21 protein-coding genes are annotated in these 26,108 nt (G+C 65.3%); 4 read left to right on the plus strand and 17 right to left on the minus strand.

The window, feature by feature from the left end:
• On the minus strand, positions 1 to 1,641 hold a 1,641-nt coding region (locus P9M14_05000), incomplete at its 3' end, for a glycoside hydrolase family 31 protein (protein MDP8255084.1).
• A gap of 144 nt (positions 1,642 to 1,785) precedes the next feature.
• Here P9M14_05000 and P9M14_05005 point away from each other — a divergent pair.
• Positions 1,786 to 2,214, plus strand: a complete 429-nt coding sequence (locus tag P9M14_05005; GenBank protein ID MDP8255085.1) for an SRPBCC family protein — start codon at positions 1,786 to 1,788, stop codon at positions 2,212 to 2,214.
• A gap of 169 nt (positions 2,215 to 2,383) precedes the next feature.
• On the opposite strand, the gene P9M14_05010 is transcribed toward P9M14_05005, so the two are convergent.
• The 12 genes from P9M14_05010 to P9M14_05065 all read right to left on the minus strand — a co-directional run bounded on the left by P9M14_05010 (position 2,384) and on the right by P9M14_05065 (position 14,991).
• A complete protein-coding gene (locus P9M14_05010; protein ID MDP8255086.1) occupies positions 2,384 to 4,243 on the minus strand; it encodes a hypothetical protein in 1,860 nt (619 codons plus the stop codon).
• On the minus strand, positions 4,244 to 5,422 hold the full coding sequence (gene speY / locus P9M14_05015) for a deoxyhypusine synthase (protein ID MDP8255087.1): 1,179 nt from the start codon (positions 5,420 to 5,422) through the stop codon (positions 4,244 to 4,246).
• A gap of 237 nt (positions 5,423 to 5,659) precedes the next feature.
• Positions 5,660 to 6,598 carry a SufD family Fe-S cluster assembly protein gene (locus P9M14_05020; GenBank protein MDP8255088.1) on the minus strand — a complete coding sequence of 313 codons (939 nt, stop codon included), beginning with the start codon at positions 6,596 to 6,598 and terminating at the stop codon, positions 5,660 to 5,662.
• Positions 6,595 to 7,329 carry an ABC transporter ATP-binding protein gene (locus P9M14_05025; protein ID MDP8255089.1) on the minus strand — a complete coding sequence of 245 codons (735 nt, stop codon included), beginning with the start codon at positions 7,327 to 7,329 and terminating at the stop codon, positions 6,595 to 6,597. Before P9M14_05025 ends, P9M14_05020 begins: the two co-directional genes overlap by 4 nt.
• A gap of 92 nt (positions 7,330 to 7,421) precedes the next feature.
• The gene (locus P9M14_05030; protein MDP8255090.1) at positions 7,422 to 8,162 is read right to left on the minus strand and encodes an MBL fold metallo-hydrolase; all 741 of its coding nucleotides are present in this window, start codon (positions 8,160 to 8,162) and stop codon (positions 7,422 to 7,424) included.
• A gap of 56 nt (positions 8,163 to 8,218) precedes the next feature.
• A complete protein-coding gene (locus tag P9M14_05035) occupies positions 8,219 to 9,067 on the minus strand; it encodes a thioredoxin domain-containing protein (protein ID MDP8255091.1) in 849 nt (282 codons plus the stop codon).
• 1 nt (position 9,068) lies between these two features.
• The gene (locus P9M14_05040) at positions 9,069 to 9,524 is read right to left on the minus strand and encodes a MauE/DoxX family redox-associated membrane protein (protein ID MDP8255092.1); all 456 of its coding nucleotides are present in this window, start codon (positions 9,522 to 9,524) and stop codon (positions 9,069 to 9,071) included.
• Positions 9,517 to 10,068 (minus strand): rhodanese-like domain-containing protein, encoded by a 552-nt coding sequence (locus P9M14_05045; GenBank protein MDP8255093.1) that lies wholly within the window; start codon positions 10,066 to 10,068, stop codon positions 9,517 to 9,519. The genes P9M14_05040 and P9M14_05045 overlap by 8 nt, the downstream gene beginning before the upstream one ends.
• The gene (locus tag P9M14_05050) at positions 10,007 to 11,551 is read right to left on the minus strand and encodes a tetratricopeptide repeat protein (GenBank protein MDP8255094.1); all 1,545 of its coding nucleotides are present in this window, start codon (positions 11,549 to 11,551) and stop codon (positions 10,007 to 10,009) included. The genes P9M14_05045 and P9M14_05050 overlap by 62 nt, the downstream gene beginning before the upstream one ends.
• Positions 11,552 to 11,558: 7 nt before the next feature.
• Complete coding sequence (locus P9M14_05055) at positions 11,559 to 12,365, minus strand: SUMF1/EgtB/PvdO family nonheme iron enzyme (protein MDP8255095.1); 807 nt, start codon at positions 12,363 to 12,365, stop codon at positions 11,559 to 11,561.
• A gap of 57 nt (positions 12,366 to 12,422) precedes the next feature.
• The gene (locus tag P9M14_05060) at positions 12,423 to 14,015 is read right to left on the minus strand and encodes a radical SAM protein (protein ID MDP8255096.1); all 1,593 of its coding nucleotides are present in this window, start codon (positions 14,013 to 14,015) and stop codon (positions 12,423 to 12,425) included.
• A complete protein-coding gene (locus P9M14_05065; protein ID MDP8255097.1) occupies positions 14,002 to 14,991 on the minus strand; it encodes a radical SAM/SPASM domain-containing protein in 990 nt (329 codons plus the stop codon). Before P9M14_05065 ends, P9M14_05060 begins: the two co-directional genes overlap by 14 nt.
• Before the next feature lie 162 nt (positions 14,992 to 15,153).
• On the opposite strand from P9M14_05065, the gene P9M14_05070 reads away from it, so the two are divergent.
• Positions 15,154 to 16,131, plus strand: a complete 978-nt coding sequence (locus P9M14_05070) for a radical SAM protein (GenBank protein MDP8255098.1) — start codon at positions 15,154 to 15,156, stop codon at positions 16,129 to 16,131.
• Here the strand turns inward: P9M14_05070 and P9M14_05075 are convergent.
• Positions 16,109 to 17,782: a hypothetical protein gene (locus P9M14_05075; GenBank protein ID MDP8255099.1), complete on the minus strand. Its 1,674-nt coding sequence runs from the start codon at positions 17,780 to 17,782 to the stop codon at positions 16,109 to 16,111. The genes P9M14_05070 and P9M14_05075 overlap by 23 nt on opposite strands.
• A 137-nt stretch (positions 17,783 to 17,919) precedes the next feature.
• Between P9M14_05075 and P9M14_05080 the strand changes: the two genes are divergently transcribed.
• Both P9M14_05080 and P9M14_05085 read left to right on the plus strand, forming a co-directional pair.
• The gene (locus tag P9M14_05080; GenBank protein MDP8255100.1) at positions 17,920 to 21,321 is read left to right on the plus strand and encodes a glycosyltransferase family 39 protein; all 3,402 of its coding nucleotides are present in this window, start codon (positions 17,920 to 17,922) and stop codon (positions 21,319 to 21,321) included.
• Positions 21,318 to 22,868, plus strand: coding sequence for a glycosyltransferase family 39 protein (locus P9M14_05085; protein ID MDP8255101.1), 1,551 nt, complete (start codon positions 21,318 to 21,320; stop codon positions 22,866 to 22,868). Before P9M14_05080 ends, P9M14_05085 begins: the two co-directional genes overlap by 4 nt.
• 1 nt (position 22,869) lies before the next feature.
• Here P9M14_05085 and P9M14_05090 read toward each other — a convergent pair whose 3' ends face one another.
• The 3 genes from P9M14_05090 to P9M14_05100 all read right to left on the minus strand — a co-directional run.
• A complete protein-coding gene (locus P9M14_05090; GenBank protein MDP8255102.1) occupies positions 22,870 to 24,327 on the minus strand; it encodes a radical SAM protein in 1,458 nt (485 codons plus the stop codon).
• Positions 24,324 to 25,094 carry a hypothetical protein gene (locus P9M14_05095; GenBank protein MDP8255103.1) on the minus strand — a complete coding sequence of 257 codons (771 nt, stop codon included), beginning with the start codon at positions 25,092 to 25,094 and terminating at the stop codon, positions 24,324 to 24,326. Before P9M14_05095 ends, P9M14_05090 begins: the two co-directional genes overlap by 4 nt.
• A 13-nt stretch (positions 25,095 to 25,107) precedes the next feature.
• Positions 25,108 to 26,108, minus strand: a 1,001-nt coding sequence (locus P9M14_05100; protein MDP8255104.1) for a peptidase U32 family protein, incomplete at its 5' end; no start/stop codon positions are given.

Below are 26,108 nucleotides of genomic sequence, written 5' to 3' on the forward strand. Positions count from 1 at the left end.
GCGCGCAAAGACCTCGCGGTCGATGAAATGGTGGTAGCCGCCGGTGTCCGAGCCCCAGACCGGGAACCCCAGAAACGAGCTTTGCAACAGGCTGATGATCGCCGAGCGCAGGCCCAAATCGGTGCTCGCGCCCTCGGTGGTCACCGCGCGCGTATCGCCGCCCCAGGGAATGCCGTACTGCTGCGATCCGGCCCAGCTCGAGCGGATGATGTTGACGAAATCGTCGCCCCAGGCTTGCTGCATCGCGTCGTGGAACGTCTTTTGGTAGAGCAGCGGGTAGACGTTGCGCACCTCGAATCCGCTGCGGCCGTCGTAATAATAATCCCAGGGCATGGACGGCTGATCCTCCTCGCCGCGATCGAGCTTCCAGCCCTGGATCCCCTGGCTGGTGACCCACTGCACGATCTCGTCGCTAAGCCACTGCACGGCCTCGGGATTGGTGAAGTCCAGGTGCGGGTTGCCCTCCTTGACCAGGTAGCCGTTGTGCTGCGCGACCCAGCCCATCTGGCCCGGCTGGTCGCCCACGGCCCAGGGTCCGGCCCACAGCGCGAAGTGGTAGCCGCGCTCGAACAGCGATTGCATCATCGAGTCCGGGTTGGGGAAGCGCACCAGGTCCCAAGCGAACTGCGAATAGCCCGCCTCGCCCGGGCTCCAGGGCCGGTCGACCCAATAGTTGCCCGCCGGGATATCGAGCTGCTCGTACATCAGCAGATCCTCGGCCAGTTGGTAGTTGACCATCACGCCGTCGAGCTCGGCCTGGCCGATGTAGTGATCGTCGCGCCAGCGCCAGTGCAGGAACGCCCATTTCGGCGGCAGGAACGGTCGGCCGGTGAGCGCGGTGTACTCGTTAAGAATTTGATCGTGGGTCGGGCCGTAGAACAGGTAGTAATCCAGCAGCGGATTGCGTTCGCCGCTGAAGAATTCGAACCACACGCCCTCCGGGTCGCGGCGGCCCACGTCGAACTCGCCGGGGAAGGTCGTATTGACGTACAGCCCGTAGCCCGCGCTCGAGTGATAGAACGGCGCGTAGATTCCCAAGGTCGGCAAAATCACCATCGGCCAGTTCTGGCCGCGGCGGTTCAGGCCGCCGATCTCCTGCGGCAGATCCTCGCTGTTGACCGGGTCCCAACAGATGCGCTCGGACAGGCCGTAGATCGCCTCGTCGGGCTCCAATGCCATGGCGTGCCCGGCGGTCAGCCAGCCCGAGAGGTCGTCGAGCTGCGCGCTGACGTGCACGGTCCTCTCGGTGGTGAACTCGATTTGCAGCGCCATGTTCGAGCCCTCCGAGGTGCGGTAGTACAGCGCGGCCGACCGGCCGTTGTCGTCAACCTCAAATCCGAGCAGCATGTCGGGGAAATGCTCGGCCCCCAGGCGCTTGTAGCCAAGCGAACACCACTGGCCGAACCCGCGCGAGGCCGCAATCCGCTCGCCTGAAGGCGATTGCAGCTCAATGCCCAACGGCTCGAGCTCGATCAGCAGCCGCGCCTGGTCGGTCTGCAACAGCAGCGTGCCCTCGTCGGCCTGGTCGTCGTCGTCGTCGTCCACAGCCGCGTCGTCGTCATCGTCGTCAGCCTCGCAGGCGGCAAACGAGCAAGCCGCGATTACGACCAGCAGCAACAGCATCAACCCCCAACGCTCCATCACCACCTCCGATCGCATCAATATACAACCATCGCGATGCCCGATGTATCCAGCGGTTGACCTGTACCATCGGCCGGGGCTAATCTCGATTTTAATTGCAACCAAGCTAGATATTTCGCCGAACAAAATCCTTGGAGGGAAGCAATGGCGCAACGGGCCGAAATGTCGATCGAGATCGACGTACCGCCGAAGAAGGTCTACGAGGTAATTTCCGACTTCGCGGCTTACCCCGATTTCCTCAGCGACGTGGCCAGTACGTCGATCATCAGCCAGGACAAGGACGAGTGGGAGGTCGAGTTCGGCGTCAAGATCATCAAGCAGATCAGCTACACGCTGCGCCTGTGGGGCACGCCGGGCAAGAGCCTGGACTGGAAACTGGTCAAGGGCTTCATGAAGAAGAACGACGGCGGCTGGGCCCTGGAGTCGCTGGACAAGGGCAAGCGCACCAAGGCGACCTACTTCGTGGACGTTGAGTTCGGCTTGATGGTGCCCAAGAAGATCGTCAACACCGTGATGCAGGCCAACTTCCCCACGATGCTCAAGGCGTTCAAGAAACGCTGCGAAGAGGGCTAACCGGGGCACCTTCGAGGTGCCCGGCTTAGAGCCGGAGCAAAGCTCGCATACTTCTCTGGTTATGAACCCACCACCCATTCCGCGGCACCTTAGAGGTGCCAGCATAGCTCGCGTACTTCTTTGGTCATTAACCCACCACCCATTCCGCGTCGCGGAGAGGGTAGCTGGGCTACGAGTTTGGTCCGCTCGCGAGTTTTGTGGCAGCTCCAAGCTGCCTTCGTGTTCGGCGCCAAAAGACCAGCCAAGCTGCCAGCGCCAGCCAGGTCAGGCCGCTGATTATCAATCCGATTAACGTAGGCCACGGCCGGTAGATCAGCCGCACATCGAACGCTCCGGCCCGCTCGATCTTGAGCGTCAGCAGGTCCGCGTCGGTCAACGTTACGCCCGCGGGCTGATCCACGCGCCACCAGCGGTCGCGGTTTTGATTGATCGTCACCAGCGCCGGTCCCGCCAGCATTCCGCTGATCCGGATCGAGTTCGAGCGCAGTTCAAGAGCATCGACCACGCCTGCTGCGGGCGGGTCGACAAACGCCTCGCCGCGGTAGAGCGCGTTGGCCGCGATCTTGTCGTTAAGGTCGATCACGTAGCGCGGCTGCGCGTGCTCGGGCAGCAATACGTCGCCGTCCCAGTCGATGGTTCCCACGTTGCGCAGCAGGTTGAAGTACTGGTGCGAGCGCGGGCTGCGCGGCGATCCGCGCCCCATCTGCGTATCGCCCGACACCTGGTAGAACTCGGGTTCGCGGGCCTGATCGGGCAGCGGGTTGGTGAAGAACTCGTCGTAGATCGGCCGATGCAGGTAGCCGATCCAGAGCACCGCGACCACGGCCAGGGCTGCCGCGGGCACGGTGAGCTGCCGCGACCAGCCGGCCGAGCGTAGCGAAGGCACGCCGCCCGAGGCCAGCACAACAACCGGCCAGAGCAGGAAGAAGTTAAACAGCTGGAACGGCATGTGCATCGAGCTGAAAAACGGCACGCGCCACAGCGCGGCGAACAGGTCGATCGGGGCGAAGGGCCCCAGGCAAATCCAGGCCGCGATCAACAGCAGCAGCAGCTCGTTGGCGCTGCGTTTGATGCCGGAGAACAGCACTCCGGCTGCGGCCAGGCCCAGGCCCAACGGCCCCACGCTTAGCGGCCAGTTCATCAGATCGCGGTAGCCGCACAGCGCCAGGCCCATCTCGCGCAGCCCCATGTAGAACTGCGGGGTGCCGCCGCGGGTCAGCTCGGCGTAGAGGTCGTACGACTCGACCGTGCGCGAGTTCTGCCGCAGGATCTCGATCATCGGCGCCAGCCGTCCGGCCATCAACAGCGCGGCCAGCCCCAACCCCAGCCCCAGTCCCAGTGTGCGCCAGGGTCGCACCCGGCGATCGACAATCGACTGCGACAGGTCCAGCAGCAGCGCGGCCAGCCCGAGGAAGAGCACAATTACCTCGAAGCCCAGACCAAGCTGAGTCAGAATCAGCGCCAGGGTCAGGCCCAGGCCGATGATCGCCGCGCGGCGACGCGGGATCAGCTCGATAAACAGAAACGCCCAGGGCGTGAGCAGGAATAAAAATTTGACGTAGAAACCGAAAGCCATACGTCCAGTGGTCCAGCCCGAAAGCACCAGCAGAGCGCCCGCAGCCGCGGCTCCGGCCGGATGCGCTCCGCGCCGCAATCTGCAGAACAGGTAGGTCCCCCAGGCGCCGAGCAGGTGCAGCAGCAGCAGGTTGAGCTTCATGCCCAGCCGCTCGCCGAGAACCAGGGAGCTGAGCACCAGCGGCGAGAGTGAGCCGTCCTGTGGATTGCCGATTAAGGGGTAGCCGCCGCCGAGGAAGTAGGTGCGCAGGGGGAAGGCCCCTTGGTCGAGGATCGCTTGGCGGAATAGGTGGTCGTAGCTGGCGATCTGCAGCCAGTCGTGGGAGCGGAACGCCTCGGGGTTGAGCTGGGCGTCCCAGGGCAGAAATACGCCGCCGACGAAGAGCGTCACCACCACGGTCAGCAGGGCCAGGGCGATGTAGTCGTTGCGCTCGAGGGTCTGCCGGGAGGGCACCTACTTGGCCTTGATCGTCTTCTCGGTCTTGGCGAGCTTGCGGCGCAACGACTTGGCGGTCTTGGTGTCGCCGTGGGGAGACCCTTGGAGCTTGACGAATTGGCGGAAGTCGTCGCGCAGTTGGGCGATCAGCTCGTCGCGCCGATCATAGAGCCGCTTGAGCGGCCGCTTGATTCGCTTCTCCTGCAAATAGGCGACGAGCAGCGGCAGCACGATCGTGGTGTCGGCGTAGCAGACCACGGCGTTGGGCAGCATCTCCGGGTCGATCTTGCTCCAGGAGACCGCCTCGTGGGGCGTTGCGCCGGAGAGCCCGCCGGTGTCGGGCCGCGCGTCGGTGACCTGAATGAAGTAGTCGTGACCCTTAAGCTTGAACCCGAGGATCTCCTGCAACTGCGGCTCGGTCTGCAACATAAAGTTCTTGGGCGATCCGCCGCCCCAGATCACCACCGCGCTTTTGGAATAGTGTTTCTTGGCCTCGTAGACAATGCCCGTGGTCTCGTTGACGTCGATCGCCGGGTCGATCTGGATCTTGCCGCCGACCAGGTTCCACGAGGCAATGTCCATGCCGATGGTCGAGTCGCCAGGGCTCGAGGTGTAGACCGGCACGCCGCACTCGTGGGCCGCGACCAGCATCGAGCAATCGGTCTTTACCTCCCGCTCGAGCATTTTTTCCTTGGCCCATTTGCCCAGCAGGTAGTGCAGTCGGGCGGTTCCCAGCCGGGTCTCGAGTTCGGGATTATTGAGAAATCCGGTGGTGTCGTTATCGGTGTTGATCAGCACGCGATAGTCCATCAGCACGTCGTAGATCCGCACCACGCCCTCGCGGTGCAGCTGGCAGTCGTTGACGTGCGGCGTTCCGCGGTGCAGTTCGTAGCCCAGGGCGAAGTGCAGATCGTGATACAGGTTGGCGCCGGTGCTGACGATCCAGTCGATCAGCCCGGCCCTGATCAGCGGCACGATGCAGGTTCCGCCGAGCCCCGCCGGGGTCAGCGCGCCGGTGAACGACATGCCGATCACCACATTCGGGTCGGAGAGCTTGGCCTCGAACAGGTCGCAAATTTCGCGTATTCTTGCGGAGTTATACGCCTGGAAGGCCGTCTGGATCAGCTCGGCGACGCTCAGGCCTTTCCGTAGCGGCTCGCTGGTGATCCGCGGACCCGCGAGCAGCGCGGTTCTCATTACGCTCGGTTTTCTGCTGCCGCCCATTTGCGTCCCTTCCCTGATGTTGCCTGCGAATTTTAACGCAACGTCCGGCCGTTGACCAATCAATGAGCTATGCGGTGAACCATGCATCACGACGCGCGTACCGTGCGCCGTAACGCGATCGGTATTCCGATTTGGCTAAGCAGGCCGTCGATAATCGGATTTTGGCCGCAGCACGGATCGTTGGATTACGACCATGGCGCTGCGCGAGTTTTACGGCCGCTTTAGCAGCCCGTCGATGATCAGGTCGGCGGCGTCGTCCTCGTTCAGGCCGCGCGCCATCAGCGTCTCGAGCTGTTTGCTGTCCACGCTGCCGATGGCCGCCTCGTGGGTCACGTGGGCCTTGGGGTGACGGACTTCGACCACCGGCACGGCCATGGCCACGGCGTGGTCCATTACGATCTCTTTGCAGTCCACGTGTCCGCGGCAGCCTGCGGCAGTGGCGGTCAGCGTATTGCGGATCTCGGCCCGGGCGTTGTCGCGCACCGCGATGTGCGAGGTGAGCACGCCGCGCGCGTCCTCGCCCACCAGGTGGCCGATCTCGTTGAGCCTAATCCGGTCGTGGCCGAAGCCCTTGATCCGCGCTGTCATCTCCATCACCGAGCGCGCGTGGCAGGTGGTCTCGTACTCGATGTCCAGCTCGCCCACGCGCCCCTTGACCAGTTCGAACTCGGTTTTAAAGCGCGCGCCCTCGTGCAAGGTGACCTTGGCCTTGGGCACCACCCGCGTGCCGCCGGAATCGCCGTGCACGTGGCGCTCGAGGTACGAGTAGCTCGCATTGCGCCCCACCGAAATCTCGGCGTCCATCAGGTGCTCGATCTGCTTGGCGTTGGGAAAAGTGCAGTGCGCCAGCACCGCGACCTGCGCGCGGTCCTCGATATTGACGTGCATCACGATCCGCTGCACGCCGGTCTCGGGCATCAGGCCGAAGCACATGTGCACCGGCTTCTCGATCTGCGTCCCCTCGTGCACACGCATCCAGATCTCAACGCCCTGGTCCAGTTGTTCGGCTTTGATCTCGAGTCCGGGGACCATTTTCGAGCCGAGCACCTCATTGCCGTGCACCACCACGTAGGCCGCATCCTCGGCCAGGTCGTCGTGGCGCTGGTAGTCGATCGATTGGTAGATGCGCTCGATGGTCTGCTCGCTCATTGCCCGGCCCCCTTGATCGGCGCGTTTTTGTGGTCGCACGGCCGACAGCGGTCCTTGAAGTACAGCCCGATCTTGTCCACCGATCCGCGGTCGATCAGCTTGCCGCAGCACATCAGGAACGCGTGTTCGGCCTGTTCGAGCACGGCCAGCGAGTGGGTGATCATGATTACGGTGGCGCCGTCGGTCTTGAGCGTACGCAACGCGTCGAAGATCCGCTGCAGCGCGTCGACGTCGATCCCCGAGTCCGGCTCGTCCATCAGCACCAAGCGCGGCCGCATCGCCAAAATCGAGGCCAGCTCGATCCGCTTGCGCTCGCCGCCGCTGAGCGTCTTATCCGCGGCGCGCCCGGCGTAGAGTGCCGGGTCGAGCCCCACGGCCTCGAGCGAGCGGTTCAGCATTTCATCGGACTTGTCGCGGGCGGCGGCCAAAATGAAGCTGCGTACGCTCAGCCCCTCGAAGCGCGCCGGTTCCTGCCAGCCCAGGGTGATCCCGCGCCGCGCGCGTTCGTCGATGGGCAGCCCGCGTAGCGACTCGCCGTCAAAGGTCATCTCGCCGCTGTAATCGCGATAGCCGCTCAGACCCATGATCGTATTGGCCAGGGTCGATTTACCCGCGCCGTTGGGGCCGATAATCGCGTGCACGTGCCCCTCCCAAAACTCGACCGACAGCCCGTCGAGCACCGGCTTGCCGCCCAGTTTCAGCGCCAGGTCTTTGATCTCGAGGATCGCCATAACCTCTCCATCAATATTTCTTGGCGTGCGCCGGATGCGCAGCGTCAGGTTCGATTATCAGCCCATTAGCGATGCTGAAAATATGATATCGATCAAAGTTCGAAATACGCGCCAACGGCGCAGGGGGCGTAGGCCTCGCCGAACTGCTGCTCGAACAGCTTGGTTGCCCGCGCACCGGTGCAGTGGCAGGGGCTGATCCGTTCGACCCCCAGCTCGCGCAGCCGGACCGCGATTTGTTTGACCTCGTCGGACGAGGCCTTGCCCAAATGGAACCCGCCGAGCACCAGCAGCGGCTTGCCGTGCGCCAGCTTGCGCGCCTGCTCGACCATGTTGTCCACGCCCGGATGCGCGCAGCCGCAGATCAGCACGAATCCCTGGTCGAGTTGCACTATCAGACCCTGCTCCGCCACCGGTCCCTCAAGTACGCCGGTGGTGAACATGCCGGGGCGGACCTCGGTCGATTCGGCCACACGGTGCGGTTTGTGCCCGCGCTGCTCCAGCGTGGCGGCCAGCGCCTCGCTTTGCGGCTGGGGCAGATAGATCTCCAGCCCTTCGCACTGCCCCGAGAGGCCCAGCAGTCCGCCGCGGTGATCGGAGTGCATATGCGAGATCACCACCGCGTCGATGCTCGTGGGGTCGATGCCCATTTGGTCCATGTTGAAGCGTAGCGTGCTCCAGTCCGCGCCGGTGTCGAACAAGATCCGCTGGGACCCGACCTGCACCAGGCAGGAGAAGCCCCACGAGGCGCTCAGTCCGTCGTGAGCATTGTTGTCGAAAACTATCCACAGCCGCAGCTGCGGATCATCATTTGTCGGTTTGGCTTGTGCGTTCATTATTCCAATCAATAGCAGCAGCGTCGTTGCAAACAAAATCGTCGCCGCCTTGCGGATCATTGATAGATTTTCCCCGTGACTCTGTTGTACTCCTCAAGCAGAACGTCGATCAAGCTTTCGCGGTCGAGGAAGCCCTGGTAACGCCGACCGTTGATGAACAGCGTGGGCGTGGCGTTGACGCTGTTGGCGTAGCCCTCGCGCTTGCTCTGGGCCAGGCGTTCGCGGAGCGCCGGGTCGGCGAAGTCGCGGGCGAAACGTTCGATGTCCAGGCCCACGGCCGCTGCCCACTGCGGCAGCTTCTCAACGCTGAACTCGCTGTAGTGCTCGTAGGCGTAGAGGTAGTACTCGTACATCTTTCCCTGTTCCAGCGCGGCCATCGCCGCTAGGCCGCCCTCGACCGATCCGGCATGTCCCTTGAGCGGGAAGTTTTTCAGCCGCAGCTCGACCTTGCCGTGCAGCCCGCCGACGCTCACCTCGCGGTAGAGCCAGGGCAGGGTGCGCGAGCAGTAGGGGCAGCGCAGGCAGAGGTAGATGGTGAGCTTGACCGGCGATTGCGGATCACCGGCCAACGCCGCGCTCGATAAATCAAACTGCGCTGGCTTGAGCGTGGGCGACATGCTCAACGCGCGCTTGTTCAGCGCGGCCTCGATCTGCCGTTGGTCGTCGTCCTCGGCCGCCAAACGGCAGACGAATTGCTCGATGCGCACGGCCAGCTCGCAACGCGGCGATTGTTCCAGGCATTGGGCAATGGTCATATCGCAACAATCGTAGAGGTGTTGCGTGGTCAAGATCTGGTCGACTAGGCCGCGCTGCTCGGCGGTTAGCTCGGCGCAGTAATCCGCTGCCGCGGCCGAGGCGCAAAGCGCGCACAACAGGCAGATCGCAATCAACAAAGCTCGTCTCATCTCACTTACTCCAAATTCGGTCCAATCCCAGTGGGCGACGATCGAACGCCAGCACGTACAGCGCCGGGAGCAGCAGCGCCGCGTCGCGCACCACGGTCAGCGGCGTGATGGTCTCCCCGGCCTGGGCCGAGGCAAAGCAGCCGCAGCCGGTGTCCAGCCCCTTGGCCAAAGCGATTACCAGTGCAACGCTGAACATCAGCAGCATCGCGCTGACCAGCAGCGCTGCGGCGCGCGTGCGCAGACCGAGCACGATCAGCAGCCCGGTCGCCAGTTCGACCCAAGGCAGCACCACGGCGAAGATGTTGATTAGCCACAGCGGCACGATACCGTAGGTAGCAATCGAGAGCGCGAACTCGTCGGGATGCGCGATCTTGTACCAGCAGGCCGCGAGGAACACGCCGCCGAGCAGCAGCCGCAAAGGCAGCGCAATCCAGGCGTGTCCGCGCCAGTCAGCCATCGTCGCGCCCTTGGTCCGCAGCACGCAGGGCAGGCGCGCCGTGGCGCACGAAGTAGACGTTCTTCAGACCCGCGCCGGAAAGCTCGCGCGCCAGCTCGCGCCCTGAGTCGGGCTCTGCGCCGTTGCCGAAGACCACGATCCGCTGTGCGCGCGAGCGGGCCAGCTTCTCCAGGTCCTGTTCAGGCACCGGCTCGAGCCAGTCGAAAGGTACGTTCAGCGCGCCCTCTGGATGCCACGCGGCAAAGTCCTCGGGAGTTCTGGCGTCCACCAGCAAATTATGCCCCGGACGCGCATCGACCTGGGCGGCATCAAGCGGCTCGGCCTGCCCCACGGGCTCGGGGCAGGGCACGAACACTTGGTACTCATGATCAGCCACCAGCGGCAGCGAGTGCTCGCGTAGCCCGTTGAACCCCAGGGCCAGGGCCGCGCTGATCAGCACGATCAGCAGCGCGTCGCGCACGATGGCGGCCGGGCTCAGCGGCTTACTCCACGCACGACGAGCTCCCGCGCGCCGCGTCGTCTTGGCGCAATAGCTCGCGCACATCGTCCTGATAGCCGCTGTCGCTCGTCAGCCCGTAATCCAGCGGCACGTGTCGCAATCCTTTGGCGCGCCGCGGCCGCCAGGGGTTGAACTCACCGCGCCACGAGAGGCTCAGCCGCGCCTCGTGGTTCACGAACGAGTAGCGCTCAACCGTGCTGTGGCGGTCGGTGTAGCGGTAGCTCAGACCCAGGCGCAGCCCCTTGTACGAGGGGCTGTACAGCGCTGGCGCCACGCGTAGCATGCTGTCGCGCCGCGCGTCGTCGGGCTCGAAATAGTCCTCGGAGCTTTGGTAGTCGTCGAGGATTCCGGCAACCGCCACGCGCAGCAGACCGTCGCGATAATAGGTCCAGCTCGGCGCGATCAGCAGCGAGCCGCCCAGCAGGTCGTAGGCCTCGATCCGCGCATTAAAAACCCGGCCCGAGGCCACGGCGCTCAGCGCCAGTCCGGCCGGCAGACCCGCGCGGATTGCCGCGCCCAGGTCGTACTCAAAGCGCGTGCGCGCCCGCTCGCGGAAAAAACGCCTGCCGCCGCCGCCGAAAACCAACAGCCACGACCAGGGCTCGAACTCGAGCTCGCCGCGATGGGCCTCGATGTACCAGCGCGGTCCCGGGTCGTAGACGTCCGCGCCGCGCAGCACGGTGTTCTCGTTGGCGTAGTACAGGCCCAGGCGCGCGCCCGCGTTGCCGACGATCAGTCCCGCGCGTCCGTTCAACACGTAATAGCCCGCGTCGTCGGCATCGGGCTGGGTGTAGGCCTTGAGCCGCAGGCTGTACTCGGCGCTCGGCCGCAGCAGCCGGTGCAAGGGCCAGGTCAGCCGCGCGTCGTGGCGCAACGCGACGAAAGCCGATTCGACCTCGTCCTGCTGGTCCTCGGCCACCGATGATTGCAGCGCGTTGGACTCCCAACCGCCTCCGGCCTCGAGGGTCAGCACCAGTGGGACTATCCAGCCGCGGTCCAGGCTGCGCAGATAGTCCAGCAGGTCGCGGTCCTCCTGGTACATCCGTTTGGCCTTGCGCGCGCTACGCAGATTATCCAAAGCCGGTTCGTCCTCGCCCGCGAGCCGATTGAGCATAGCGCGCAGCAGCAAGGTCCGCGCCCGCAGCGGTCCCTCGTCCGCTAAAGCCGCCGCGTCCAGTGCGTCGCGCGCCTGGTCGAGTTGGGCGTCCTGGATCTGCAGCCAGGCAATCCAGCACGCGCTTTGGGCATCGCCCGTATGGGCCAGGTGTTCGTTGAGAGTACGCAGCGCCCAGAAGCGGTTGCCCTCGGCCAGGTAGGACGCGGCCAGCAGCCGCGCCAGCGTTCCGTCGTCGGGGTCAACGGCCAGCGCGGGTTTGAGCAGGTTGATCGCCTGCCGCGCTTGGCCCTGATCGAGCAGTGTGGTCGCACAGTCGAACACGTCGCCTTGGCAATCGTCGGCAGCGGCCGCGGCGCAGCACACCAACAGCGCGGCCATTAGGACGATCAGGCACAGACCGCGCGCGTTCATCCGGCGGCTACTCCGGGATCCAGCAACAGCGGAAGCCGACGGCCAGCGGGGCCCAGGTCTCGGGCACGTAGTCGCATTGGTGCAGCTTGGCCGAGTCGCGGCAGTTGTAGGCGCCGCCGCGCACCTTGGTCACGTTGCCCGCCGCGACCTGCTCCCAAAGATTGCCGTTGAGGTCGTAGACGCCGAAGCCATTGGTGCACTCGGGGAACGATCCGCTGGGCGTCAGGTGCTGCTTATTATCGCCAAAGGCGTCGATGCCGTTGCAGGAGTAGGGGTCGTAATCGTCGCCGTAGGCATAGTCCGTGTCGTACGGCCCGCGGCAGGCGAATTGCCACTGCTGGGGCGTACACAGTTGTTTGCCCGCGGCAACGCAGGCCTGCTGGGCCGACTCGTTGTTCAGCTCTTTCCAGGGCAGCACTCCGACGCGCGAGGTCGCGTACGATTCGTCAACGCCGAAGTCCTCAGCCGTGGCGTCGGGCCGCGACGCCTCGTAGATATCAATGCAATAAGAGTCGAGCACCGAGGCCGAGCCTTGGGGGCAATCCAGCGGCTCGTCCCCGGCCGCGGGCTCGCAAAGGTGGCCGCGGCAGAGGAAGCCGATTCCGCAGTCCTTGTCGTTGTCGCACTCGTAGACGCATTGACCCTGAGCGTCGCAGACCTTGGGCTCTTCGCAGTCGCCGTTGTCAAAGCACTTCTCGTCAACCGCGCAGCCGGACCCAAAGAGCTGAAGCAGCCCGACGCACAACGCTGTCAGCGCGACGAGCAACACGACCGGCGCGGCCACGATCAGCCTGTGTTTAACGCATGAACGCATGGTACGAAGCAGAATACTCCAACGACCGGTCTGCGGAAAAGGGCAGCTCTAAGCTGCCTACTTCTCGTACCAGCTGGGTTTCCACAGGCTGCTCACTGCGGCGAAGCCCGAGAAGGTCTTGCGGCCGAGGATCGCGTGCCAAAGGTCGAGCAGCAGTACGCGGGTGATGCTCAGCGCAAACCACCAGTGCAAACGGCGGCGGATCTTGATCCGGCTGAACATCCCGCGCAGATAGCGCAACGGCTGCTTGGTCACGAACTCGAGGGTGATTTGCTCGGTGCCCTTGGCGATCTGTTTGCGGCTGATGTATTGCGAGGCCATCACCGGGTAGAACATGTCGAACTTGGAGAAGTCCTTTTCCTCGAGCAACGGCGAATCTTTGTACTGCTCCCACAACTCGGTGCCCGGGTAGGGCATCAGCGGGTGGAACGCGGCGAAGTCCAAATGCGTGCGCCGCACGTACTTGCCCAACGAACGCAGGCTCTGCTCGGTCTCGGTGGGGATGCCGGTCATCCAGGTGGCCTGACGGAAGACCGTGGGGTACTCGCGTTCGAGCAGATGGCAGACCTCGAGGATCGAGTCGCGCCGCGCGTCGGTCTTGCCCACCAGTCTCAGGTCCTCCTCGGTCTCGCGCTCGGCTCCGAGCAGCACGTGCGAGAGCCCGGAGTCGACCATCGTGCGCAGCACTCCGCTCTCGTGCTGTTGCAGCAGGATGTCCGGACGGCAGAACGCCCACCAGCCCAGCTTGTATCCGCGCTCGAGTATCCCGCCGCAGATCTGCTCCATCAGCGTTGAATCGTAATTCCAGGTGGCGTCGACCCAGAACAGGTAGCGGATCTTGTATTGGTTGTAGAGCAGGTCGATTTCTTGGAGCACCCGCTCGCCGGACTTGGCGCGAATGCGCGGGGTGAGCTGCTCCTGGCCGTTGACCAGATGGTGCTCGCCCTCGAGGTATGACCACGAGCAGAAGTTGCACTTGTAGGGGCAGCCGCGCTGGGCCTGGATCGTGATCGCCCGCGGCCAGAGCATGCCGAACGGCGCGTACTTGTCGATCGGCGTGAGGTCGTAGGCCGGGATCGGCAGGCTGTCCAGCGGCTGGATCAGCGGCAGCGGCTCGGTCTTGACCACCTGTTGGCCGTCGAAGTACGCCAAGTTGCCCACCTGCCGCAGATCACCGCCGTCGCGCAGCGCGCACAGCAGTTGGCGCAACGCCTCCTCGCCCTCCCAGCGGATGACAAAGTCGAGCTCCGGGTAGTTCGACAGCGAGTAATCGGGCATCGCGGAGTGGAAGTGCCCGCCGCCCACAGTGACGATCTGCGGGTCGATCTGCTTGGCCAAGCGCACCAGGCGCATGCCCTCCTTCATGTAGCAGATCATGTCGCCCACGCCGATCACGTCGGGTCGTTTTTCGCGCACGATGCGTTCGAGTTTTTTCCAGCCGATCTTCAGCGGCGGGCAGTCGAGGATTTCGACCTGCACTCCGGTCATCTTTTCGCGCAGCCAGGCGGCCAAACAGGGGAAGCCCAGGGGCAGCAGGAAATTGTCCGACTCGTTGATGATCGGCCACAGGTAGGACGGCGGCCTGACCAGCAGAACCTTAATCAGCTCTTTGCCGAACAACGGGCTGCGTTCGCTATCAGTTGATCGCATGGAACGTGACCTCCATCTGCAGTTTACGCGCCCAGTGTTCCAGGCGCATGCCCCAGCGCCGGGCGCTGATCGCGTCGGCGAGGAAGCTGGGGTAGGCCAGCAGCGGCAGCGGTTTGGCCGAGCGGCACGAGTAGCAGTCCAATCCCGGGTAGCGGCCACGCTCGAGGTGCCCGCGGCGTACGCGGGTCATAATCGGTCCGGTCCAGAACTCGTGCAGCGTGGTTTGAAACAAGTTGGCCAACGGCTTGCCGCCAAGTCCGGCCGCGCAGCACGGGTAGAGCCCGCCGTCCGCGCGGACCAGGGCCGGTCCCTGCCACAGAAACGGGCATGGTCCGCTCGATGCGTGCTCGTTTTCGCGGATCGCCGCGCGGTCGGCCAGGCTGCCGAACTCGTCGCTGACGATCCGCACGTCGTCGATTCCGCGCTCGCGCCAGTAGCTGCGCAACGAGCCGGCCTCGGCCAGGTTGCGACTGTCGGCGACCATTTTGACAAAGGCCAGCGGCCGCCTGCGATCGCCCTGGGCGATCTGTATAAAGCGAATGATGTTGCGCACGGTCTCGGCGTAGCGCGCGCCGGGGCGCGCTTGCTCGTAGACCTCGGGCTGCAGCGAGTCCACCGAAAAGGTGATCGCGCTCAGTCCGGCGTCGATCAGCTCGCGGCAGGCGCGTTCGTCCAGCAGTGTGGCGTTGGTCGAAACGTGGGTTCTGATTCCCACATCGCTGCAAAGAGCGATGCGCTCGGACAGCAGCGGATCGAGCAGCGGCTCGCCCATGCCGAAAAGGTTGATCAGGTTGATTCGGCCCTGGCCCTGCTCGACCAGCGAGCGAAACGGCTCCATCGGCAGCACGCGCTCGCCGATGGCGTCGTAGCGGCGGAAGCAGCCGCGACAGCGAAGGTTGCAGCGGGTGGTGGTCTCGACCGTGACCACCGACGGGCCGCTGCGCGGGGCGGGCTTGCGCAGCAGGAAATCGCTCATCAGCCGCAGGCGGCCTCCGATGTTGCGAGGTCCGTTCATCGAGGCGATGCGTCCCGGATCGTCATAGCCTTTTGTACTGCGCCCCGATGAGTGTGGCAAGCGGCGGCGTCTCCTGGGATGCGGTGACCCAGCATGCTATTTTGGGCGCTGACGGAGTGTAATTTGAGACCAAGACAGCTGGTAAAAGCGGCAGCCGGATTTGCCTCGGCCAAGCTTTGGGGCCGCAGAATTCCCCTGGCCGTGGGTTGGGATGTGACCCATCGCTGCAACCTGCGTTGCCTGTATTGCGGGTTCGAACGGCTCGACCCCGGCGAGCTGGATACGGCCCGGGCGTTGGAGCTGATCGACGCGATGGCCGACGCCGGATGCGTCAGGCTGCATCTCTCGGGCGGGGAGCCGATGCTGCGCGACGACATCGGCGAGCTGATCGGCCGCGTGCTACAGCGCGGCATGGCCTGTGCGCTGAACACCAACGGGTTTCGCATTGATTCGCGCATCGACCAGGTGCGGCACGTCGATGCGATCCGTCTAAGCTACGACGGGCCGCGCGAGGTGCACGACCAACTTCGCGGCCAAGGCGCGCACGCGCAGATGCTTGCCGCGCTTGAGGCGGCGCGCGATGCGGGCACGCGCGTGGTGCTCAACGCCACGCTCAACGCGCGCAACGTCGGGATGCTCGACGAGCTGCTGGCATTCGCCGCAGCGCAACGCACGCCGATCAAATTCCAGCCGGTGGTCCCCGGCCTGGCCTACGGCAAGGGGCTCGACGGTCTGGAGCCCGAGCAGCCGCAGCTCGAGGCCGCGGTGCGCCGACTGCTGCTGCTCAAGGCGCGCAACCGGCTGATCGTCAACTCGCGGGCCAATCTCGATTACTACCTGCAACGGCCCGATCCCGGCGCGCTGCCCTGCGTGGCGGGCAAGCTCTACACGCGGGTCGATCCCCTGGGACGGCTCTATCCGTGTTCGATGATGCGCCGCGAGCCGCTGATGCGCGATGCGTTGCAGCTCGGATTCCGCCGGGCCTTCGAGGACCTGCCCGCGGTGCGCTGCAGCGACTGCATCTGCCCGCCGACCCTTGAGTTGAACATGCTCTACGATCTGAACCTGCGCTCGCTGCTCAATCTGCGGAAATATTTGTAGTCAAACCGATCCGCTCCAAGGGCTGCACCTCGCGCATGCCTGGAGCCAGAGGCCGGTCATTGCGCAGGAACACCACCACCTGGCCTTGCTTGCTGCTGATCGCGACTTTGCGGTAGTTGCCCGCCAACCAGTCGCGGAAATCCTGATCGGACCGGGCAATGCGGAACAGGGTCGGATCGTCGAGCATGGCGCAGGGCGCGGCAACGATCAGTTGTTGGGCCGGGCAGGTCTCGAAGACCTCGCGGCCGAGGGTTTCCATGAGCAGCGCGGCCAGGACCCGTTTGGCCGGATCGCGCTGCAACGCCTCGCGCGTGTGCAAAGTATGCTGATACAGGCCGACGATCCCCTGTGGCAGGTGCGGCAGATGCGGGGCGTAGAGTTCCTCGCCGTAGTGTGTTTGCGGCGCAGGGCACGAGTATGAGAGCGCGGCGAAAAAGTCCGCGGTCTGGGCCAGGGTGTAGGGTCGGTAGAAGTCGTTTATCGCGCTGTGCACGCAATCCTCGCCAGGCATCAGGCGCGTGTTCAGCGCGCCTTGGACGTCCAGGGGGTGCTCCGTGCGCAGGGACGTACGCAGGCCGTAGGTCCCGAGCCAGACCACGACGATCAGCCCGCAGGCGGCCAGCGTCCGAAGGTTCCGCCGTGAGTCGGGCAGACGCCTGACGATGCTCTGGATCGCCGTGGCCAGGCCCACGCTGACCAGCGGCGCGCCCACCAGCAGCTCGAGGGTGAAGTGCTGCCAGAACAGCCGGTTCAATCCAATGAGGAAGTAGCTGATGTGCAGCGCGATCACCAGCGAGCAGGCCAGGGCGAACCCGCGGTGCTTGGAGCGATAGAGTCGAATAAATCCGGCTGCCAGCAGTGCGAACCATAGGACCAGGACCACTGCAAACCAGGCGTGGGGTTCGATCGGCATCGGCAGCTTGGGCCCGTATTGCAGCGGCACGATGCGCCCCATGATCCAGGCGTTGTGCGCCACGTCGAACAGCCGCGTGGGGCCGTAGGCCAGGCTCCAGGCCGCCAGTGCGCTCAGGCCGGCGATCGCCGGGACCGTCAGCTTGTCGGCCCTGCGCGCGACGAGCAGCCACGCCAGACAGACCGCGCCCCCTGCCACCGCCAGCTCGAGCTGATTGGCCAGAGCCAGGCCGAGCATCACGCCGCCGAGCACGCGCCGCCGGGGCTTGAGAAACAGCGCGGCCAGCGCCAGCAGCAGCAGGGCGTACGACAGCGCGTTGGGCCGATACTGGTAGAGCCGGTCGGCCACCTCGGCGATAAACATCAGCGACAGCGGCGCCACGGCCACCGCCAATCCCGGCCGCTCTCCTCCCAGGCGTCTGATCGTCCAGAGTACGGACAGGGCCGCAAACAGCATGCACAGCATGCCCAATCCGCGTTGGGCGTAGGGCAGCAGTTGCGGGTCGAACCAAACGATCGGCCTGCTCAGCAGCTGAAACACCGGCTCGATGTAGTAGCAGATGAAATCCTGGTGCAGCAGCTGACCCGAGGCGAGGTTGAACACCACCTGGCCGCGGAACGACTCGTCGATGTCCCAATTCGCGCCCAGTCCGCCGCAGATCAGGTAGAGCGCGAACAGCGACCAGCCGACCGCCGTGGCGGCGATGAAGCTGCTCTGGGATGGTCGGTGGTAATTCATAATCAAGGCTAGTCCTGAAATTCTTGATCTTTAATCGATTAGCTGTCAACCTTTACAGGGCAAAAGTATAATAAATCACGATGGTTCCAGCACAAACACCCCGGCCGGACAAACGTCTTCTGTGGTTGTTGCTGTTATTGATTCTAACAGCGACGGTGCTGTTCTATCGCCTGCCGGTGCTCAGCGAATCGTTCTGTAACCCGGACCTGGGCACACCGGCCTACGCCGCGCGACTGGTCGGCCAGGGACGTTGCCCCTACAGCGAGGCCACGGTCACCAAGCCGCCGGGCAGCGTGTTGATCTTCGCACTGGGTTTCAAGCTGTTCGGGCCGCGGCTGCTGCCGATCTACATCTTCGCCCTACTGTGCGCCGTGGGGGCCTGTCTGGCGCTTTACCGCATCGCCGAGCAGGCGCTGGACCGTCGCAGCGGGCTGCTGGCAGGCGGAGCCTACGCGCTGTACCAGGCCGAGCTGATGTCAGGCTCGATCTGCCCCAATTTCGAGAGCTGGGCGATATTGCCCTCGCTGCTGAGCCTGATGCTGCTGCTAAACCGGCGGGTCGGGGTCTGGCACCTGCTCGGGGCCGGGGCCTGCGTTGCTGTGGCGCTATGGATGAAGCAGGTAGCGCTGCTGTTCGTAGTTGCGGCGCTGCTGCTGGCGTTGATCAGGCGCGATAGATCCCGCACGCGTCCGGCCGCCCTGGGGCTGGTGCTGGTCGGGCTGGCAGCCGGATCGCTGCCGTTCGTGATCGCCATGGCCGACCTGGGTTGTCTGGGCGCGATGTTCGAACAGTTGGCGCCGGGCCGGCTCTCCAACTACTTCGCCATCGGCAGCGCCAGCCGCGGGGAGTTCGCCCTGGCGCAGCTCGGGCGGTTCCTCTCCTCGAATTTCTGGCTGGTCTGCCTGGCGGCCGTGGGCCTGGCGACCTCGCTGTTTTGGCCGGCCTGGCGGGCCGTGGGGCGGGCCCGGATCGGCGTCTGGATCTACTGCGTTGCGGCGTTGGGCGCCACGTTGGCCGGCGGCCGCTTCACCAGCCACTACTTCGTGCTGCTGCCGCCCTACCTGTGCCTGCTCGGCGCGCTGACCCTCGGATTGCTGCTGCGGGCCGCTCCGCGTCGGCTCGGAGCGGTGCTGCTGGCATTGGCTTGCCTGGGGTTGGGTCTGGACAACCGGCCCGAGACGCGGCTGGCCGCGCTGTCGTTAAACGGCGTGTGGTCAGACGGCAAGCCGTTGACCCGACGGATCTTCGAGCTCAACCACGCGGCGCAGCTCGAGCCGCAGCAGGTCAACGAGATGCTCGGCCACTTGGAGTGGCAGCCGACGTTGCGCAAGGTCGGCCGACGACTGAGCGCGCACCTGCGCTCCGGCGAGACGATCTGGTGCTACGACTACCTGCCCGAGCTCTACCTGTTCTCCGGCGCCCTGTCGCCGACCCGCTTCCAGGAGAACTTCGACGTGGTCTCCGGCGAGGAGATCGCGCACCCCAACTACGGTCACTGGCAAAGCGCGATATCGCCCGAGCTGCAATCCAACCGCGAACAGCTGCTCGCCCAGCTCGCCGCCGATCCGCCGCGCTTCATCGTGCGGCTGGCCTACGACTGCCCGCAGGAGTACGACGCCCCGACCGCCAAACCCGCCGACTGGCCGCGCAACGCCTGGGGCGACCCGCTGGCCCTTTGCCAGCCGCGCGCCGCGCTTTTCGATGAGCTGGAGAGCCTGTTGCAGCGCGACTACGTTGCCTTCGACCTGCCGGGGAACAACGTGGTCGAGGTTTTCGAACACCGGCCGCAGATCCCGTACGCGACGCGGCCGCGGGCGCAATCGGAAGGCTGGCTGATCGAGCCCTGGCTGCCTCCCGGCGAGCTGGCAGCGGCCACGGACGTGGCAATCGATTCCGACGGCGCACTCTACGCGGCCGAGGCCTGGGACACGATCAGCCGCATCAAGTTCGGGGATCGCGGCGCGCGTGCGAGCAACGCAGTGGACGATCCGTCGACGCCGCAGGTCGAGCGGCTGCGCGCCTACTCGCTGGAGGCCGATCCGGGCGGCGGACTGTGGGCCTACAATTTTGTCCTGGGCGAGATCTACCGGCTGCGGCGTTCCGAGGCGGGGAACCTGACCGTCGAGACCCTGGCCTTTGACGAGCTGACCACGACCATGGAGAGCACCCTGGCCGTGCTTTCCGACGGTACGCTGCTGGTCGGCGTCAACCGTCCGGGCAGCCGATCCGAGCTGTGGCGTCTGGGCCGCGAAGACCGCACGTTGAAACGGCTGGCGCAATACGACGGGACGCTCAAAGCTTTGGTCGACGACGGAGGCGATGCGGCTATTTGCGGCCTGGACCGCGAGCTGTATCGCTGTGACCCGCAAACCGGCGAGCTGGGTCCGGCGCTGTGCGAGCTGCCCGAACCGCTGTCGCACAACGGCCTGGCAATGGGGCTGCGAGGCGAGCTCTACGCCTCCACCGGCGACTGGCAGGAGCGCGGCTGGCTGTTGCGCCTGGTTCCCCAGCGCGACGGCCTGCGGGTCGAGCGCATCTATCGCACTCCCGGCCCGGGGATCCAGGGGATCTGTCTTGACGGCGACGCGCTGCTCGGAGTCAGTCGGCTCTCGGGCGATCTGTACCGCGCGCCCCTGGAGCGGATCGACGCCAACGCCGACTACCGCTTGATCGTGGGCAACGGGATCGCCGTGCCGCAGATGCTCGCCGCGCGACGCTCCGGACTGGGCCAACGGATGCTCTACGTGGTCGACGGCGAGAGCGGACGGATCATGGCTCTATCCGATCCGCGGAATGCGCCGCGCGAGCTGGCCCGGGAGCCGCTGTACAACCACATCGGCTCGCGGATGGCGATCGATGGCAGCGGCAGACTGCTGTTCACGGTCTGCGCTCCGGGATTCGAGTCGCAGCACGGCCTGTACCGTCTCGATCCGGGGACCTACCGGCCGCAGCGCCTGGCGCTGGAGCCCCCGGATCACGAGCCCGCGCGACCGTGCTCCGCGGCCGTCGGACTCGAGGGCGAGACGCTGGTGGCCGACACGAAAGAGAACGGGCGAATCCTCAGTCTGACTCCCACGGGCGAGGCCCAAGTGCTGGTCGACCGCGGTCAGGCCCCCTCGCTGCGTTTCCCAACGGGGCTGCTCGTCGAGCCCGACGGCTCGCTGCTGGTCAGCGTCAGCCTCGGCGACACGCCGCGCTTGGCCGGGGTGCCGCGCTGCGATACGGTGTTGCGCCTGCAGCGCGACGCCGAGGGCCGCTGGAGCGAGCATTCGGTGTTCAGCGGCGTGGGCCGACCGGGCCCCGAGCGCCAGTCGCGGCTGGTCAACGACTTCGTGGCGGGCCCCGAGGGCACGCTGTACGTGGCCACGGACGAACAGTTGTTCGCCGTGTCCGCGCCCTACGAACCGGGCAGCGAACGGATGATCGCCGACGGATTCGGCTATGCCCTGGGCCTGGCCTTGGACCATGACGGCGGGTTGCTGCTCAGCGACGGCCGCAACAGCGCGATCTGGCGGCTCGAACATCCGGAGCTCCGGTGAGCCGCGCGGAATCGGCTCCTCAGGCGGTCCGGGCGCTGCACCTGGCGTTGGTTGCCGCGCTGCTGCTGGTGACGCTGGGAGCGCACGTCGCGCTGCATCGCGCCCCGCCCTACCTCGACACCTGGGATCACGCCACTGTCTCGCGCATTTTGCTGCGCGGCGGGGAAATCTATTCCGACGCGTTTGACGAGACCGGCCCCGGCATTTACTGGATTACATCCGGGGCAATGGCCCTGTTCGGCGATCGCATCGCCGTGCTGCTTTATGCGGCCACCTGCGCGGTGCTGCTTAACATCGTGTTGCTGTTTGCCGCCGGAGTGCGCCTGGGAAGACCAAATATCGGATTGCTCAGCGCGCTGATCTACGCGCTTTACCATCCATTGATCCAGGGAACCGCCTGGCAGTCCGAGTCGATCATCACGCCGATGATGCTCGCGGCGTTTGTCCTCTTACAATCCTCGAGCCGTATGCGAACCGCCGCGGTCTGGGCCGGGCTGGCGCTGTTCATTGCCACGCTCACCAAGCAGACAGCGTGGATCGCGACGATTGCGCTTGTCGCGCTGTTGACGGTGCGAGCATTGCGCAGCAGGGAGCGCGGGGCGTCGCAACAGCTTCTCGGAATCGGGTTGGGATTATGCCTGCCGTGGTTGCTGGTTCTGGGCACCAGCCTCGCCCGGGGTACGTTGGGGACGTTTCTCGATGGCTACCTGTTTCCGCTGCTGCACTATGGAACGGCCTATTACGTCTCGCTGGCCACGGACTGGCATTTCTGGCTGTCGCTGCCACTGTGGTGGATGGTCCTTTCTAGCCTGCTGCTTTTACGCGGCCGAACGCTGCCCGGTCTTGATCGCAGCTTGCTGCTGACTTTTTTGGCGGCCGCGGTTCTCATGGCCCTACCGGCGCTTTTTCCATACCACCACCTGCCGTTTCTCACTTTTGCCTCGCTGGGTTTTTGTTTGGCGATCTTTCCTCCAGCCTCGAACCGCAGGCGCTTGACGCTCGTGGCGGGAATGGTTGCCTGCGTCTGCATTGCCGTTTGGCTCGTTCCGCGAGACGCTTTGCTCAACGAGCTTGTGCCGCGAGGCGAGGACTTGCGCGGACAGGTCGTCAAGCGCGTACGCGAGCTAACCCAGCCGCACGATACGATCGCCGCCATTCCCTATGATTCGTACTACTACTACCAAAGTGAGCGTATGCCCCCGGGGCGACACACCTTCCTGCTGCCTTGGACCACTCCGCCGTTCGTACTCGACGAATTTCTCAACGACTATGACGCGCATCCGCCACAGGCGATCGTCTATACGTTCTACCAGGTGTGCAACACCAATCGCGTGTTGCCCAAGCAATACCTCGCGCCGCTACTGGAGCTGATCAGCGAGCAGTACCGCATTGACAGCGTCTATCAAAACGGCGCGGTGCTGTTGACGCCCAACAACGGCGAGCCCGACATGCGGGTGCGCGCGCTGCTGTTCTCGGACGTGCAGTGTCTGGATCTGGGCCCGGAGGTGCATGCCGGGGAGTTCACGCTGGATCTCGTGCTGCGCTGAGTTAAATTTTCCTGCGCAAGCGGCCACGCAGTCCGCTGATCAGCCCTTCGAGCAGCACGTAGAAGCCGATCGCCATGTTCTTCGGGGTGATGATCCCCAGGCGTAAGTGGCGCAGGATCATTCGCGGCCGCACGTAGAAACGCCACATCGCCCAGTGCTGAAAGAACTTCAGCCGCCGGGCGCTGAGCCCCTGGGGCACGAAAATCAACCCCTGGTCGTCGGGGTCGTCGTACCAGCTCGAGAAACGCTCGAAGCGATCGGACGACATCGTGCCCCGCTCTCCCAGGCTTTGCAGCAGTTCGGTGCCCGGATAGGGGACCGCCAGGTTGAACTTGGCGATGTCGCAGTCAAGCTCAACGGCGAAGCGCGCAGTGCTGCGGATCGTGGCCTCGGTCTCGCCGGGCAGGCCGATAATGAAAAAGCCCACCGTGTGCAGGCCCAACTGTTTGCAGGCGGCCATGGCCCGGCGCGACTGCTCGATGGTCTGGCCCTTGTGCACGCTGTCGAGCACCTGCTGGTCGCCGGACTCGAACCCGAGCATCACCGTGGTCAGCCCGGCCTCGGCCAACGGCTGCAACACCTCGATGTCGGCCTGATCCACGCGCAGCTCCGTGGCGAAACGCAGCTTGCCGATCAGCCCGCGCTGCCGCAGCTCGTCGGCGAACAGGTTGCCGAAGTCGCGTCGCGGCGGAAAGCAGGCGTCGATGAATCCCAGGGTGCGCAGGCCGAACTCGTCGTGCACCCACTGGAAGTAATCGGCGACCCGTTGCGGCGAGAGCGCGCGGAACTCGGCTCCCATCTCGCGCTGGGCGCAGAACGAGCAGTGGAACGGACAGCCGCGCGAGGCCAGGGCCGGGATCGCGATGTCGTCAAACCCCAGCAGCGGAGCCGAGCGGTAATTATTGAGGTCGAGCAGGTTCCAGGCGGGAAACGGCAGCAGGTCGAGATCCGTGGCCTGTTGCACAACGGGATTGACCCGCGGCCCATCGGGACCGGCGTAGGTCAGCCCGGCCACGTCCTCCAACGCCTCGCCTGCGGCCAGACGGTCGGCCAGCTCGCACAGCGGCCCCTCGCCCTCGCCGCGAATCACGTACTCGGCCACGCCGCTATGCACCAACTGCTCGTGGAACAGCGTGGCGTGCAGGTTGCCCAGCACAAAGCGCAGGGGACGATCCGCGCGTTGCCGCGCCGCGGCGATCAGTCGCTGTACCGCGCCCACGGCAGTGGTCAGCAGCGAGATGCCGATCAGGTCGGCCTCGGACTCGATCAGGCTGCGCACCTGCTGGTCGAAACTCGGGCGATCGGCGAAGTGATCGACGATTTGCACCTCGTGACCGGCCTGGATCAGGCTCGCGGCGAGGCTCGCAATGCCGTAGGGCGGGATCGGCGTGTGGAAGTGGCGGTATCCGCCGCAGATCAGCCGCAAATCGCACAGCGGATTGACCAGCAGGATCTTCACGGCCGCGCATCCTGCGCCGCCGGGTCGAGCAGCTCGACCCAGGCCGGGCTGTCGATCCCCGAGGCTTGCGAGCGGAAGAACAGGCCGCTGGTCAGGCGCGAGGGCGCGGGCCGTTGCCCGTCGTAGACCTCGGCCAGCCCTTGATACTGCTCTTGGTCGACCCCCAGCCCCTCGATCACGGCCCACTGCACTCCCGCGTTTTTCAGCCGCTCGATTATGCCGTAAGCCTGCACCGGCCGCGAGGAGTAGAGTGTGTTGCCGCGCAGCTCGATGGCGGCCGGATAGCCCTCGACCTCGAGCCGCTGCTCGCATTGCTCGCAGCCCAGGTGCAATCGCGTCAGGCAGCGCGGCGTTGTGGCCAGCGGCAGCCGTCCGTGCACCACGACCTCCACCGGCAGTTGCGCGGCCAAGGTCTCCACAGTGCGGATCGTCGGCGGGAACACACGCAACAGCTCCGCGCCGATGCGCTCGACGATGGTTTGGCCTGTGGGCAGGTTGCCGATGTATCCGCCGTAACCCAGCCGCACCCGGCCCGCCAGCAGCCGTCCCAAGCCCAAGTCGCCCACCAGCACACCCGCAAAGGCCTGTGCCGCGTCGAGGGTCAGCTCGGCGATGCGCTCGAGCTCGGATTGGCGCACCAGGCTCGGGGTGCACAGCCAGCACGGCGCTGCGCTGTGTTGCGCCGCGGCGACGAACTCGGCCAGCCGGTTGCGATAGCGCAGCGCGCAGAAGCGCTCGCCCAGGTAGACCCGGTCGGCGTCCCGCATGGCGGGCCCGAGGTCAATCTGTTGGAAGGCGACGCGCATTTTTAAAGGCCCGGGCGACTTTGCGGGTGCGGTCCACGGCAAACGAAATTCCCTTGGGCGAGAGGTACGGTGCCAGCCCCAGGGCGAAGTCCCACGGATCGCCCTCGAGCTCCAGGGTCTGCTCAAGATCGGTCGATCCCGCGTAGAACCCCGGCGTACTGCGCGGGGCCGCAATGAACAACGGGTTGTGTTGCGGCTGCGGCGGCAGAGGGTCTCCGGCGGCCAGGGCGTCGACGGCCCGGCGCAGCACTTTGAGCACCTCAATCGAGTAACGCACGCTCTTCTGTCGGCCCTCGACCTTGATGCAGTCCACGCCGCCCTCGAACATCCGCTGCAACAGCGGGTAGGCGTTGAGACAGCGGCTGCGCATCGGCGTGCGTCCCGCGCCGGGCATGCGCTCGATCAGCAGCGCGTCGCGGCACGGCGCCAGGCACATCTCGCCGTAGAGGTAGCTGGAGAGTCGGCACTGCCCATGGTAGTTGAAACAGAACCCGCCGTAGACGAACAGCTCGATCTCGATTGCGGCGCGGCGTTTGATCTCCAGCGCCTCATCCAGGCTCAGAATCCGCTCGAGGATGATCCGGCTCGCGCCCAGCCCTTTCCAGAATTCGGCGGTCTGGTGGTTGAGGGTGCGCCCCAGGATCGAGACGTGCAGCTCGGCCTGCGGCAGGTCGCGCTGCAACAGCGCGGCAAGCCCCGCGTCGCTGACAATGAGCGCGCCCACCCCGCCGCGCACCAGCTCGCCCGCCAGATCGAGCAGCACGGGGAGCTGTTCGTCGTGATAGATCGAGTTGAGCGTGACGTAACAGCGGCGGCCCGTGTCGTTGATCATCGCCATTGCCTGCCGCGCCGAGTCGAGGTCGAACTCGACCGAGGTCGGCAACAGGGAGAAGCGCTGCCCAACGGAAGTCGGGGGTTGCACGCCGAAGTAGATCGCGTCGGCCCCGTGCCGCAGCAGCGCTGCGACCTGGCTGA

Origin of the sequence: Candidatus Alcyoniella australis (assembly GCA_030765605.1) — a bacterium.
In the GTDB taxonomy this organism is placed as follows: Bacteria; Lernaellota; Lernaellaia; order JAVCCG01; family Alcyoniellaceae; genus Alcyoniella; species Alcyoniella australis.

Bases quoted from the DNA above. Each gene is read 5' to 3' on its own strand.
- P9M14_05005 (MDP8255085.1), top strand. From the start codon at position 1,786: ATGGCGCAACGGGCCGAAATGTCGATCGAGATCGACGTACCGCCGAAG.
- speY (MDP8255087.1), bottom strand. From the start codon at position 5,422: ATGAGAACCGCGCTGCTCGCGGGTCCGCGGATCACCAGCGAGCCGCTA.
- P9M14_05020 (MDP8255088.1), bottom strand. From the start codon at position 6,598: ATGAGCGAGCAGACCATCGAGCGCATCTACCAATCGATCGACTACCAG.
- P9M14_05025 (MDP8255089.1), bottom strand. From the start codon at position 7,329: ATGGCGATCCTCGAGATCAAAGACCTGGCGCTGAAACTGGGCGGCAAG.
- P9M14_05030 (MDP8255090.1), bottom strand. From the start codon at position 8,162: ATGAACGCACAAGCCAAACCGACAAATGATGATCCGCAGCTGCGGCTG.
- P9M14_05035 (MDP8255091.1), bottom strand. From the start codon at position 9,067: ATGAGACGAGCTTTGTTGATTGCGATCTGCCTGTTGTGCGCGCTTTGC.
- P9M14_05040 (MDP8255092.1), bottom strand. From the start codon at position 9,524: ATGGCTGACTGGCGCGGACACGCCTGGATTGCGCTGCCTTTGCGGCTG.
- P9M14_05045 (MDP8255093.1), bottom strand. From the start codon at position 10,068: ATGTGCGCGAGCTATTGCGCCAAGACGACGCGGCGCGCGGGAGCTCGT.
- P9M14_05050 (MDP8255094.1), bottom strand. From the start codon at position 11,551: ATGAACGCGCGCGGTCTGTGCCTGATCGTCCTAATGGCCGCGCTGTTG.
- P9M14_05055 (MDP8255095.1), bottom strand. From the start codon at position 12,365: ATGCGTTCATGCGTTAAACACAGGCTGATCGTGGCCGCGCCGGTCGTG.
- P9M14_05060 (MDP8255096.1), bottom strand. From the start codon at position 14,015: ATGCGATCAACTGATAGCGAACGCAGCCCGTTGTTCGGCAAAGAGCTG.
- P9M14_05065 (MDP8255097.1), bottom strand. From the start codon at position 14,991: ATGAGCGATTTCCTGCTGCGCAAGCCCGCCCCGCGCAGCGGCCCGTCG.
- P9M14_05075 (MDP8255099.1), bottom strand. From the start codon at position 17,782: ATGAATTACCACCGACCATCCCAGAGCAGCTTCATCGCCGCCACGGCG.
- P9M14_05095 (MDP8255103.1), bottom strand. From the start codon at position 25,094: ATGCGGGACGCCGACCGGGTCTACCTGGGCGAGCGCTTCTGCGCGCTG.